14 protein-coding genes are annotated in these 13,278 nt (G+C 41.6%); 3 read left to right on the forward strand and 11 right to left on the reverse strand.

What is annotated here, in order from left to right; all coding sequences use genetic code 11:
* Positions 1–540 precede the first annotated feature (540 nt).
* Positions 541–1,443, reverse strand: coding sequence for a CDP-diacylglycerol--serine O-phosphatidyltransferase (gene pssA / locus ACP7AE_RS11970; protein ID WP_227678062.1), 903 nt, complete (start codon positions 1,441–1,443; stop codon positions 541–543).
* Positions 1,444–1,485: 42 nt separating this feature from the next.
* On the reverse strand, positions 1,486–2,361 hold the full coding sequence (locus ACP7AE_RS11975; protein WP_045446718.1) for a 23S rRNA (adenine(2030)-N(6))-methyltransferase RlmJ: 876 nt from the start codon (positions 2,359–2,361) through the stop codon (positions 1,486–1,488).
* A gap of 129 nt (positions 2,362–2,490) precedes the next feature.
* Between ACP7AE_RS11975 and ACP7AE_RS11980 the strand changes: the two genes are divergently transcribed.
* Both ACP7AE_RS11980 and dapE read left to right on the forward strand, forming a co-directional pair.
* A complete protein-coding gene (locus ACP7AE_RS11980) occupies positions 2,491–3,246 on the forward strand; it encodes a 2OG-Fe(II) oxygenase (protein WP_426243304.1) in 756 nt (251 codons plus the stop codon).
* Positions 3,247–3,352: 106 nt separating this feature from the next.
* Positions 3,353–4,567, forward strand: a complete 1,215-nt coding sequence (dapE, locus tag ACP7AE_RS11985; protein WP_426243306.1) for a succinyl-diaminopimelate desuccinylase — start codon at positions 3,353–3,355, stop codon at positions 4,565–4,567.
* 78 nt (positions 4,568–4,645) lie between these two features.
* Here dapE and ACP7AE_RS11990 read toward each other — a convergent pair whose 3' ends face one another.
* The 7 genes from ACP7AE_RS11990 to ACP7AE_RS12020 all read right to left on the reverse strand — a co-directional run bounded on the left by ACP7AE_RS11990 (position 4,646) and on the right by ACP7AE_RS12020 (position 10,101).
* Entirely contained in the window at positions 4,646–5,293 is a 648-nt protein-coding gene (locus ACP7AE_RS11990; RefSeq protein WP_426243308.1) for a hypothetical protein, read from the reverse strand.
* A gap of 132 nt (positions 5,294–5,425) precedes the next feature.
* Positions 5,426–5,926 (reverse strand): GyrI-like domain-containing protein, encoded by a 501-nt coding sequence (locus tag ACP7AE_RS11995; RefSeq protein ID WP_045446712.1) that lies wholly within the window; start codon positions 5,924–5,926, stop codon positions 5,426–5,428.
* 74 nt (positions 5,927–6,000) lie between these two features.
* Positions 6,001–6,210, reverse strand: coding sequence for a Fe-S cluster assembly protein IscX (gene iscX, locus ACP7AE_RS12000; protein WP_021812734.1), 210 nt, complete (start codon positions 6,208–6,210; stop codon positions 6,001–6,003).
* 130 nt (positions 6,211–6,340) lie between these two features.
* Entirely contained in the window at positions 6,341–6,904 is a 564-nt protein-coding gene (locus ACP7AE_RS12005; RefSeq protein ID WP_426243310.1) for an acyl-CoA thioesterase, read from the reverse strand.
* A gap of 193 nt (positions 6,905–7,097) precedes the next feature.
* A complete protein-coding gene (locus tag ACP7AE_RS12010) occupies positions 7,098–8,498 on the reverse strand; it encodes an NAD(P)(+) transhydrogenase (Re/Si-specific) subunit beta (RefSeq protein WP_426243312.1) in 1,401 nt (466 codons plus the stop codon).
* Positions 8,495–8,833, reverse strand: coding sequence for a proton-translocating transhydrogenase family protein (locus ACP7AE_RS12015; protein ID WP_201540922.1), 339 nt, complete (start codon positions 8,831–8,833; stop codon positions 8,495–8,497). The genes ACP7AE_RS12010 and ACP7AE_RS12015 overlap by 4 nt, the downstream gene beginning before the upstream one ends.
* Positions 8,834–8,934: 101 nt before the next feature.
* Positions 8,935–10,101, reverse strand: coding sequence for an NAD(P) transhydrogenase subunit alpha (locus ACP7AE_RS12020; protein WP_426243314.1), 1,167 nt, complete (start codon positions 10,099–10,101; stop codon positions 8,935–8,937).
* A gap of 481 nt (positions 10,102–10,582) precedes the next feature.
* On the opposite strand from ACP7AE_RS12020, the gene yaaA reads away from it, so the two are divergent.
* A complete protein-coding gene (yaaA, locus tag ACP7AE_RS12025) occupies positions 10,583–11,383 on the forward strand; it encodes a peroxide stress protein YaaA (RefSeq protein WP_426243316.1) in 801 nt (266 codons plus the stop codon).
* Between the two features lie 105 nt (positions 11,384–11,488).
* Here the strand turns inward: yaaA and ACP7AE_RS12030 are convergent, their stop codons facing one another.
* Both ACP7AE_RS12030 and ACP7AE_RS12035 read right to left on the reverse strand, forming a co-directional pair.
* Positions 11,489–12,262 carry a glucosamine inositolphosphorylceramide transferase family protein gene (locus ACP7AE_RS12030; protein ID WP_426243318.1) on the reverse strand — a complete coding sequence of 258 codons (774 nt, stop codon included), beginning with the start codon at positions 12,260–12,262 and terminating at the stop codon, positions 11,489–11,491.
* A gap of 78 nt (positions 12,263–12,340) precedes the next feature.
* Positions 12,341–13,102, reverse strand: coding sequence for a hypothetical protein (locus ACP7AE_RS12035; RefSeq protein WP_426243320.1), 762 nt, complete (start codon positions 13,100–13,102; stop codon positions 12,341–12,343).
* Positions 13,103–13,278: the final 176 nt, after the last annotated feature.

Here is a 13,278-nt window from a genome sequence, read left to right on the forward strand (position 1 = left end):
AACTGATATATAGGGTAATTCTCTTGCTGTTTAGTCTTAAACCCTTGCGGGTCAAGCTATCTAGCGAGCCGACTATCTTATCATAATGATTTGATTTGTCAAGCTTTTTTATGTTTTGTCTCACTCAAGTGAATTGGGTTATTTATATGTATCTTACATATAAGCTTCCAGCTCGTCTTGATGAGGGCGTATTATAGAGGGTTTGAATCTTTAGTCAAGGGCTATTTTATTTTAATTTGAATAATCTTGGTGATTAAACTAAATTAGCAGGATGGCGACACTACTTTTGCTTTAACTGGATGGCAGTGTATGTTTATTTGCGCTGGGCTGAGGTAAGCTCGTAAATAAGCATGCTTATTTCATCTCAATCATGTGGGTTTCTTTAACGAGTCGTTATCAATGATCATTAGCTAAAAAATGAGTTGGTTCTTCTTTATCTTATCGTGATGAATACACTGATAGCCAGCTTGATATCTAAAGCGCATAAAAAAAGGAACTTACCCTACGGTAAATTCCTTAATATGACACCAACAATCAATTCTAAAAATTTGCTTTTGCTTTAATCGTCGTAACAATACCCGACAATGCATAGATAATACCAATGGCTAAAATACCGACAGGTATGTCATAGAGCACAATACTCATGACCAACACACCGATTATTAGAACCACAAAAGGTACTTTCTTTTTATCAAACTCTTTAAAGCTATAGTATTTGACGTTACTAACCATCAATAAACCACAAATCACCACCCAAGCAGCAAATAAGAACATGACCGCCGTATCGTACTGCCCAACCCATTCATTATGGTCAACAGCGACCATAACCGCTGCCGTTACTAATATAGCAGCGAGGGGACTGGCCAAACCGACAAAGTATTTTTTATCGACAATGCCGACCTGAACGTTAAAACGTGCCAGACGGAAGGCAGCACAGGCGGTAAAGACAAACGCACAGCCCAAGCCAATGCGACCTAACGGCTGCAGCGCAAAACTATAAACTAAGATCGCTGGTGCAACACCAAAAGCCAGCATATCGGCAAGCGAATCATATTGCTCGCCAAACGGGCTTTGCGCATTAAGCATACGCGCCACTCGCCCATCAGCACCGTCGAGAATAGCGGACAAAAAGATGGCTAAAGAAGCTTTGTAGAACTCGCCTTGCGTACTGGCTAAAATCGAATAAAAGCCAGATAGCAGTGACAAGGTTGTAATTAGGTTTGGCGCTAAATAGACACCGCGACTGACTACTCGCTGCCCTTCAGCAACTTCTGCTTCAATCACTTCAAAGGTCAAGCCATCATAACTCTCATTATCCGCTAAGCGAATATTGAAATCATGCTCATCAACAAAGGGCGGCTGGGCGGCTGCGCTGTCTTGTAACAATCCATCATTTAGAGGCGGATGATTTGATTCGTCTTTAGGTGATTGCACGTTAGTCATCTCAATATCCTTATTTGCCGGCATAGTTATTCACTAACATGGTTATTCGCCGACTAGCCAGCGTACATTGGTTGCGCTATCAGGCGTTAAATCTGGAGCATCAGCCACTTTTAATGCAGGCTGTAAGAAGCGTAATATCTCACGTGCATGATTATCAAATTGCCAAGGTGGATTGATTACCAGTAAACCTGTACCGTTAAGACCAACCGCCACATCATTTGGATAAATATTCAGCTCACAAACCAACTGGCGGCGCATTTCGGTACGCTTCAGTTTTTTGTAAAACAATTCAACGGCTTCAACGTTCTTAATAGGGAACCAAAGCGCGTAAGTACCTTGTGGCCATTTATTATAAGCAGCAACGAGTAGATTTATAAGGCGTGTAAAATCTTTGTGCTCTTGCTCATAAGGCGGATCAAGAAAAATCAGACCACGCTTTTCTTTTGGTGGAATAACGGCAGTAATACCTTCAAAGGCATCACGATGCTGTATACCAATAGGTAACTTGTGCAACTGATAATTTAGCGCATCATATTCGCTAGCTTTGGCTTCAAAAGCTTCACCGCGCACGCCTGCATCTGGATTTTTCTCAATATGATGGGCAACCCACCAAGGAGAACCAGGATAGACTTTATTGTCATAAGTGAAACGGGCTTGCTTAATGCCTTCCATATAATCTTTGACAGCAGCGGGTGCCTTGTCGGTATTGGCATTTAATAACGCTTGGATACCACCTTTGGCCTCACCTGTCTTGCGCGCTTCTTCACTGCTCAGTGAATACAGTCCGCGACCACCATAAGCATCAAGCACATAAAAAGGTTTGTTTTTTTGCCCCAATTGATTAAGGAGTTGTACCAATAAAATGTGTTTAACCACATCAGCAAAGTTACCAGCGTGGTAGGCGTGTTTATAGTTCATAATCTCAAAAGTTTAAATAAGAAAAATTACATCTATGGTAGCATAGGCAGAGTAAAAGATAACGATGGTTTTGGTAAAAAGGCATTGATTGGCTATGTATTGCTAGCTAACTGACCATAGTGAGACGAAATGACAGAGATTATTAGCAATCTTGATGTGACAAAGTTGGCGATTGATCATCCGATAGGAGAAGATAATCCACCATTATTGTTTCCTCATAGCGACGACCCAAGCCAAAAACCACTGACTCAGCACGTATTACAACAGTCTGATTTTGATATCAGTTGGCAAGATAAGCTGACTGATACACAACTGGATAAATTCGTTGATGATGGTTGGATCATTATTGATGAGGTCTTTGAAACAAAAGCGCTGTTAGCCTTGCAAGCAGAGAGTGGTTTTATTGACTATCGTGACGCAGAGCTGACGGCTGGGATTCGTGTCAGTGATATTCGCGGTGATCGCATCCGCTGGATTACAGAAAACTTCTTTGCTGGGTTTTATTATTTGCAAAGTATCAATGCGCTTGCCACCTTATTTAATCGCAGTTTATTTGCCGGTATTCGCCACAGTGAAGCGCATTATGCTTGCTATCCGATTGGTTTTGGCTACCAATGGCATAGTGACAATCCAGCTGGGCGTGATGAACGCGTTATCTCTGCGGTGTTTTATATCAATGATGAATGGGAACCAACTGACGGCGGCGCACTAGAAATCATTGATAAACATGGCGTTCATCATAACGTCATGCCTGTCGCCAATAGATTGGTGATATTTGACAGTGACCTAAAACATCAAGTGCAAACTGCCCATCGGCAGCGTTACTCTATCGCGACGTGGATGCGCCGTGATGGTTTGGTGCCGTTTGTTGAAGATAATATTTAAAACGTATTAGCAAGCAACGAGCAACGACTGCAAGCAACGACTAATTGTATCGTGGCTGCCAATCTTAAAAATTTATCATTTTAATTTATAATAAAAAGGTTTATTCATGTCGGACTTTAATAAACAAACCATCCATCAACAAGAAAACCATCAGCAGCAAACGCTAGATTTAAGTATTGCGCTACTTGAACGCCCTTCAGTCACCCCAAATGATGACGGTTGCCAAGATATATTGTCAGAGCGCTTGGAGCGAGCGGGCTTTGACTGTGAGTTTATGTATTATGGTGATAGACAAGCAAAGGGCGAGCACGCTGAAGTCAAAAACTTATGGGCGCGCCGTGGCACCATTGATCCAGTTATTTGTTTTGCTGGTCATACCGACGTCGTGCCTACGGGTGATGAAAACAATTGGACGTATCCGCCATTTACGCCAACCATCGCTGATGGTTACCTATGGGCTCGCGGAGCCGCCGATATGAAAACGGGGATTGCGGCTTTTACCGTCGCCGCCGAGCGTTTCGTCGCTAATTATCCTGAGCACAATGGTTCGATTGCTTTTTTAATCACCTCAGATGAAGAAGGCCCGTCTATTAATGGCACGGTCAAAGTCATTGAGACCTTAGAAGCCCGCAATGAAAAAATCACCTATTGCTTGGTTGGCGAACCATCGAGCACAGATACGCTCGGCGATATCATTAAAAACGGTCGCCGCGGCTCATTGGGTGCGGAACTTACGGTCACTGGCAAACAAGGTCATGTGGCTTATCCGCATTTAGCTTGCAACCCTATTCATGCCACGATGGCAGCTTTGGCAGCACTGACTGCCGCTACTTGGGATAATGGCAATGACTACTTCCCTGCGACATCACTGCAAATATCAAATATCAATAGTGGCACGGGCGCAACCAACGTCATTCCTGAAACATTAAAAGTCATCTTCAATTTCCGCTTTTCTACGGAAACCACTGAAGATGAGCTAAAAGCCAAAACGCACGCTATCTTTGACAAGTATTTTACTGATAGTAAGGCCGGTTATAATATCCATTGGAAATTGTCTGGTCAGCCGTTTTTAACCCCTGAAGGTAAACTGGTTTCTGCCTGTCAAAAAGCCATCAAAAAGGTAACCGATACTGACACGACACTATCTACATCAGGTGGTACTTCTGATGGACGCTTTATTGCACCAACGGGTGCACAAGTCGTTGAGCTTGGTGTAAGAAATGCGACGATTCACCAAGTTGACGAAAAAGTAGAAATCGATGACCTAGGCAAGCTTGCGCAGATTTATGAAGGAATTTTAGAGAATCTACTACTGGATTAATCATTCGTTGAAGTAAGCAAAAAAAAGCGCCAAATCTGAATTAGATTTGGCGCTTTTTTATTACTATAAAATACAGCTTTAAACTTTAATATACCCTATAACCATTTCACCTAAAGTTGTCATATGTGTTGTACGACCGTTACTTTTAACTAGTCCAAAGCGTAGTAATGTGTCTTTATAGCTATCTTGCAATGCAGCTTTCTCCAGTTGTTCATCAGAAGCAGTATTATCTCTAGATATCGGATACAAAACATCTGGATGCTGTAATACCCAATCAGAATGTGGACCTTTGCCAAGTCTTGGTTCAAGAGAATAATATATCAACCAAATTATCTCAGGATCGGTTAACTCTCTAAATATATTGAGAATTTTCCTTGATTCTTCATATTTTAAATCTTGTTTACCCAAGGACTTTTCAAGTATAGATGCAAGTCTCTCTTTACGTTCACGACTTATCGAACGAGAAGCCTGTAGCATGCCTTCCTCTAGTAAATCTATGCCTTCCTCACTATTTAGATTTAACTTAAAGTGTTCAAGCTTTTCATCGATTTGAGATACTTTTAAGTCTAATTCTTGAAGAAATACTACTATACGTTCGAACCTCAGATTAGGGACAACGCTATCAAGCAGTTCTGAGACTAGATTTCCTATGTATGGAAGTGTACCTGCTACTGCTTTAGCAATGCTAACCAACCTATCTTGAGAATTTGGCTCTAACTGACTCATTATTACTCCGATATAATAGCTAAGGTATAATACTGCTAAAACATTACTTTTAAGTAATTGATGCGCCTTAATAATTAAATTTATTTGAATTGATTATAAGAGCTTTCACTCAGTTATTTAGAATCAATAGCTTCACTCAATACCAATATAGAGATCAACTTGACCATACTCTAGATTACCACCGATATAATGCTCAAAATCGACATCAAAAGTTCGGGTATGCTCACAGCTGCGATCATTAAAATAGGTCCAAGCCTTTTCCCAAGCATTCATCACCGTGTATGGCATTCTACCCTGCTCAGAGAATACCAAATACTTTCCTGCAGGAATATCTACTGTTACTAGGTTTGCAGCCTTAGACATATTTTCACTGTCTGAGGGCTCTTGCTCACTGGCTACTTTCCAACTGGCAACCACATCAAAAGCGCCGACCAAATCATCGCTCTCATAGTTATGATAGACACCATAAATGTCTTCGCCTTTAGGCAGATCACTGGCATGGTTTTGGTAAAACTTTTGCCATAAACGACCCAGTTTCGCCGTGTCTTCGCTAATCTCAGCGTTATTGGTCGTACGAACGCTAATACCTTTACAAGTTATTGCTTCAGGTAGCTCTTTAATTTGTGAAGTCATGATCTGTAAGTCCTATATATTTATTCAGTTTTCTATTTGAGATAGTATTAAAAATAGCGCTTCAGAGTATAAATCTAATCTGCTTCATCAATCCAATTCATCTGAATGGCTTCTAAGATGCCTTCGTTTGATTTTTGTGGATCATCATCAAAACCTTCAAGCTCAGTCACCCAGCGATGTAAATCAGTAAAACGGATGTACTGCGGATCGGTCTCTGGAAACTTCTCATACAGCTCAATAGCGATATCTAAGCTGTCTGTCCATTTTAATTTTTGCGGGGTCATGGTAGCTCCTTAACTTTTAATCATTTTTAGACACGTCATCAAATCAGTGGTCAATTTGAATGGTGATTTAATTGGCAACTTAATAACCGCTATCCTACCAAAATTCGCCCGCTGATTATAGACAAGTTCGTTATGCAGCATTTGTTGTTTTACTCGTTTCAGCAGATTTGACAGATTTAATCGCCACTTGATGCTCATTCCAAGAATCAATGACCTCATTCAACCGCTCGCCTATCATATCCAATATCTCTGGCGCACATTTGCCTTTTTTATTGGTCAATACAAACTTAGTCATACCAACGCCCATCAGCTGGTTTTTTACAAAAAAGCGCGTTTCAAAATAAACGTATTTTTTATCCCAGCCAACAAGCGTGCTACTTACCGTCATTTTATCTAAAAATTTAATTTCTTTCAGATAAACCATCTCTTGCATGGCGATAACCCAATTCAAGGGCTTAATACCTTTTTGATGACAGCACGCCATCAGCCAGCGAGTAATGTTTAGCTCAATAAAGGACAAATAACGATAATTAGGCAGATGATTCCGAAAGCCCATATCATGCGGCAACACTCGATAATGACGAACCGTCGGTGCAATCAAGAGCTCAATACTAAGGCGCTCGCTTACTGATTGCTGCTTAAGTTGTTGTTTTAGCAAGCAGACCATAATAAAAAAACGTATCAACATGTTCATAAATGACTCTCTTAACGCTTATTTTGTGTAAATTTATTGGGTATAAATTATTGTATATAATATATAAACAGTGACTGGCTATAAATGCAGCGTACCTTAACGCAAAAAAGCCACCTAAGTGACTTTTTTATTTAAAAGCGGATATTTAAAAGCCTACATTTAAAAACTTATATTTAAAAACTAATTTTAGAGATTAATGACCTGCACCATTGATACTACGTACCATCTCTTCGACCATTTTCTTGGCATCACCAAAGATCATCATAGTCTTGTCCATGTAGAACAGGCTATTATCAAGCCCTGCATAACCTGTATTCATTGAGCGCTTGATGACCATGATCGTTTGGGCTTTGGTCACTTCTAGAATCGGCATACCAAAGATTGGCGAAGTTGGATCATCTTTTGCAGAAGGGTTGACCACATCATTTGCACCGATTACCAAGACGACATCTGTGCTCGCGAAGTCTGAGTTGATTTCATCCATCTCTAAAATATCATCATAAGGTACGTCAGCTTCCGCCAATAGGACGTTCATGTGACCTGGCATACGACCAGCGACTGGATGAATGGCAAAACGCACGTTCACGCCTTCTTCTTTTAGCAACTCATACAGCTCTTTTACCGCGTTCTGTGCACGACCTTGCGCCATGCCGTAACCCGGAACAATAACCACACTACTGGCATTGGCCATTAAGAACCCAGCATCTTCTGCTGAACCAGCCTTGTAGTTTTTAGGTGCACCATCATCAGCGCCTGCTGCTACAGCTCCTGTACCCATACCGCCAAATAAGACGTTGAGTAATGAGCGGTTCATGGCTTTACACATGATATAAGATAAAATCGCACCTGATGAACCAACCAACGAACCCGCGATAATCAACATCGAATTGCCGAGGGTGAAACCAATTCCTGCCGCCGCCCAACCAGAAAACGAGTTCAATAATGAGACAACCACTGGCATATCACCGCCACCAATCGGCGCAATCCACATCCAACCAAATATCACGGCAATCACTGCCATCGCATAAAATGCTGGTAATGAGTCAGTGATGAAATAGACGCCACCGAAAGCAATCATCGCAATGAATAATAATGCTTGGACGGGTTTTACCCAACCCCCAACCAATGTTTTAGCCCAGCTTTTTGCGGCTAATTTACCAAAGGCAAAGACAGAAGCTGAAAAGGTAATCGCACCGATGAAGCAACCAATAAACAGCTCAACTCGCGCAACCGCGCCATGCTGTTGTTCCGTATGCAGTACCGTTGCCAATGCAATGGCGACCGCAGCTAAACCGACAAAGGAATGCATTAAAGCAACGGTTTCTGGCATTTGCGTCATCGCGACTGTTTTCGCTTTCCACATGCCGACGAGGGCACCCAAAATCATCGCACCGATAATTAACCAAAGGACAGGGCCTTCTGCTAAGAAGAATGTCGTGACGACCGCAATCGCCATCGCTACCATACCAAAACGGTTACCACGGATAGCGGTCTTTGGGCTGGATAAACCACGCAAGGTTAAAACGAAAAGGATAGCGCCGACCAGATAGAACCAATCCGCATTTGCCGCAATCATTGCTGAGAAATCATTCATGCGTCACCTCCAACATCAGTGGTTGCTACTGGTGCTTTTTTTACTTTCGGTTTAAACATCGCAAGCATACGCTCAGTCACGGCAAAGCCACCGAAGATATTGATACTGGCTAAGAATACGGCAAAAGCGCCAAGGATACTGGTCGGTGTAAAGACAGAGCCGTCAATAGTGACGGTCTGTAGCATGGCACCGACGATGACGATACTCGATAGTGCGTTGGTGACAGCCATTAATGGTGTGTGCAATGCAGGCGTGACGCCCCAAACGACGTAATATCCGACAAAAATAGCGAGTACAAATACGGTAAAAATCGCTACAAATGGGGTGCTACTCATGGCCGCACCAGCTGGCGCTGCCGCTAAAATAGTGGCAATCATCTCATCCTCCTAAAAATTTATTCGTTACTGGCAAATGTGTAGTGAAAGGCAGTTAAAACTTAGCGTTTGGCTAGTCGTACCTGACTGTTATGTGTCACTGCCAGTGCGCCTTGAATCTCGTCTTCCATGTCTAATTTAAGTGCCAAATTAGCTGATGCGTCACTTGCTGACGCGTCATCGCTAGCAGGCGCAATTAATGTGGTGATAAAGTTAACCAAATTGTTGGCATACAAATCTGAAGACTGCGCGGCGAGCATCGATGGGATGTTGGCAGCACCAACGATACGTACGCCGTTGTCTGTAGTAATGGTCTCATTAGGCACACTGCCTTCGACGTTACCACCTGTACCAGCAGCCATATCGATCAATACGGAACCCGCCTTCATTTTAGCAAGGGTTGCGCCGTGCACCAGACGAGGAGCGTTACGACCAGGAATCTGCGCTGTAGTGATGACGATATCAGCATTGCTTAATGCCTTGTCAACCACTGCCGCTTGGTCTTTGACATATTGCTCTGATGGCGTCCACGCATAACCACCAGTAGACTTGGCAGTCTCAGCCTCCTCTGCACTCATCGGCACATCCAGCCATTTACCACCCAATGACTCTACTTGCTCACGAGCAGTCGGACGTAAATCGCTCGCTTCTACCACTGCACCTAAACGCTTAGCCGTTGCAATCGCCTGCAAACCTGCAACGCCGACACCCAAGATGACCACTTTGGCAGGCTTAACTGTACCAGCTGAGGTCATAAACATCGGGAAAGGACGCGAGTATTCATTAGCCGCCAGCAATACTGCTTTGTAACCTGCAAGGTTGGCCTGTGATGACAGTACGTCCATATTCTGTGCGCGTGACAGTGTGCGAGGCAATAACTCCATGGCAAAGGCAGTGACACCTTTGGTCGCATAAGTATCAAGCTGAGTATTACGATACGGGTCAAGCATGCCAATGACGATCTGACCTGACGTCAAGCCTTCAATAGCTGCAGCAGGCAAGTCATTGACGGTGGTAATAATTCGAGACTGTGTGATTACCTCGGCGCTGCTGCTGGCAATGTCGGCACCTGCAGCCTGATATAACTCATCCGCATAATATGCCGCTCTACCTGCACCTGACTGTATGAGGACTTCAAACCCAAGCTTACGCAATTTTTTGACTGCGTCTGGGGTTATCGCTACACGGTTCTCGCTCGCGATATCTGCACTGATTACACCGATTTTCATACCGTCTCCTTACTTACGTCTAATGACTATACTTACGTCTCACGACTACCTTTAACACCCTCAACGCACATTTAAAAAGCACAGGGGACAAAAAAACCTTTGGTCATGGTTGGTTCAACATCATGACCAAAGATTATCAATCTAATAAATGATAGCGACTTTGCCATCATGTCTTTTTATTATAGAGACATCATCTGCCAACTTTCATTGCCTAATGATGACCCACAAGTAAAATAAAAAGTTAGGCATTTACACCATCTGCATAACTTTTATTGTTATATTAAAAATTTTTCCTTTTCAATTAAACGCTAAACTTGACAAGCTATCGGCTTATATCACTCAATTATGTCATTTTTAAGGATAACGTTAAACAACACGAAATAACGACGGGTAGGTCAAGATACAATGCTGCTTATCGTATAATAAGAAAACTTGATACATAAATAGAATACCCATTGACTCACTATAATAAGGAATGACGATGTATTTTTTACTTTCCCCTGCCAAATCTTTAAATGAGAAAAATGCGGTGCCAGTGAACTTAGACAAATATTATAGTCAACCAGAGCTCATCGAACATGCGCAAGCGTTGATGAAAAACTTAAAATCAAAAGAACCGATTGATTTACAAGAACTGATGGGCATCTCTGATGATTTGGCACAGCTCAATGTCAAGCGCAATCAAGAGTGGCGTTGGAGCAACGATAAGCCATTTACTTTAGACAATGCCAAACCTGCAGGTTATTTATTCGATGGCGATGTTTATACTGGACTTGATATGTATCATATGGATAAAGAAACCGCCATTTACGTCAATAAGCATCTGGGTATCTTGTCTGGATTATATGGCGTATTGAAACCGCTCGATTTAATTCAACCCTATCGTTTAGAGATGGGTACCAAACTGAAAAATGAACGTGGCGATAACCTTTATGAGTTTTGGGGCGAGGAAGTAACTGCCATTATTAATGCACGTATGGTGGATAGTGATGATAAGATTTTGATTAATCTGGCGTCAAATGAATATTTCAAAGTGGTCAAGAAGAAAGCGCTGAATGCGGAAGTTATCACGCCACGATTTGAAGATGAAAAGAATGGTCAATACAAAGTGATTAGCTTCTATGCCAAAAAAGCACGTGGACTGATGGTGAAGTATGCTGCTGATAATAAGCTGACCAATGCTGAGCAGCTAAAGCAGTTTGATTTGGCGGGATATTATTACTGTGAAGCCGCTTCTGATGATAAAACGTGGACGTTTAGACGGGATGCAGCCAGTCAGTAGTTTTTAAAAACATATCTAATTTGTATAAATAAACCCCGATAAGCTCAGCCTATCGGGGTTTTTCGACAGCATATCATCACCAGTTGCCGTAAAAATTCTCAATGATCATACGGTAAAGCGCAATTTATCTCTTGAGGCATCAAGTACGACAGTTTGATCATATACGTTATAGGTATGAAGACGATCGATATCGTTCTCCCAATTGGGTTCGATATAACGCACAAAGGTTTCTTTGTAAGATGTCGGTGTCAACTCTTCTACCAGATACAAAGCCACTCTACGCCCATACCTAATAGTGCCATCTTGAGCCGTACGAAACAGCTGACCATCTCTCTTAAATAGTGCACCTGCTAATCGTGACCCACGCACGTCAATTTTTAAAGGCGCCGAGGGATGAATGGTCCAGTTATCTGACTCCAACTTATCAGACGTATAAATATGCAATTCCAAATCCATTGTAAGGACTGAAATTGAACCATGCGTGGTAAAAAGATACCATAAGCCATTGTGCTCAGTAACGGCACTATCTGCTGCCTGAACTCCAGACACCAACTCATGAACTTTTTCCCACTTCTGCGGAAAATCCGTCGCTTTTAATAGGTTGATACAATTGGTCTTGGCCGCTTCTGGAATCATATATACAGCGTCTTCATGCTCGAATACATTAGGAAAGCTTAAATGAGAGCTAATACCTAAATCGACTGGTCCAGCATTGATAATTTGATGGTGCTCATCCAGTTCCACCCACTCTATACGGCCGATACCTTCTTTATAATTTAAGCTCTCAAAAAATATATAACGCCTTGAATCTTGCTCAATATAAAAAGGGTCAGCCCAAAAACATCCTTTTTCAGGCAATAGCTCAGTGTATGTTTGCATCGACTGATCAATAGAACCAATCAAAATACTCCAGTTATTGTGATAAAGACTCTTATAGAAAGTCTTTATCGTATAGTTTTAAAAAAAACCCATCAAATGCCGTATGGCAGTCAGTTGTTGGGGTTGTTCGTAAATTGCATCGTCAAGCATTAAATTTGTCGAATTTCCATTTTTAACGCCAATTTTATTTTTATGGAAATACCAATACAATATAGATGCTGCGACACCATTTAATTTATGCTCGGTTAAATTATAGTCCCAGTAAAATAAAGAGCCATACCCTCTCCCAACGACTTTATCACCATTAAGACGCTCATTTAACAGATGTAGCGTGACTACACTATTCTCCCATTGTTCGGCAAACTGCCAATACAATGCTGATCCGCGTCTTTGTTTGGTTTCATCGCCGTAACGAAATAAGAGAATACCTTTTTTTGAAACACTCAGAATTCTCCCTGCTAAGGTGCGAAAACCAAATTTGACCAGATAATCTAGATTGGCGGCTTCAAGTTTCTCAATCACTGAATCCTCAATCTCATCATAAATCTTATCCTGATTTACTACTGATATTACGATGGGCATCGTACCATTAGCCACCAAGTCATGAATAGAATAACGCTTGGTATTACTCTTATTTCGAGAAAGAAATGAAAATAACTTTTGATTAATGGAAGGAATAACTTTGGATAGACGAGACATGTGAAACGCTTGTTTTTTATCTCGTTGGACAGCAATACAAACCTCAACCTTGCCTTCATCGACGAGAGATTTTAATGGTTTGAACTTATACCATGCCAATGTTTCCTCTTCTACAAGAATCCCAAGCCTAATTTTTTTCATCATCATCACCTTGAATTGCACAAGAGTTTGTGGCTGGGCAGCCTTAACACATGTTCAATTGTCCTTTGATAAAGTATCAGTCCATTAATTACATTTAAATAATAACATATATAAAAAAACTTTATATATTCAATGCTCTTGATAATGTGAGGTCGATTTTGTTGATCTAATGGGTA

Origin of the sequence: Psychrobacter sp. TWP2-1-2 (genome assembly GCF_049896785.1) — a bacterium.
Lineage (GTDB): Bacteria > Pseudomonadota > Gammaproteobacteria > Pseudomonadales > Moraxellaceae > Psychrobacter.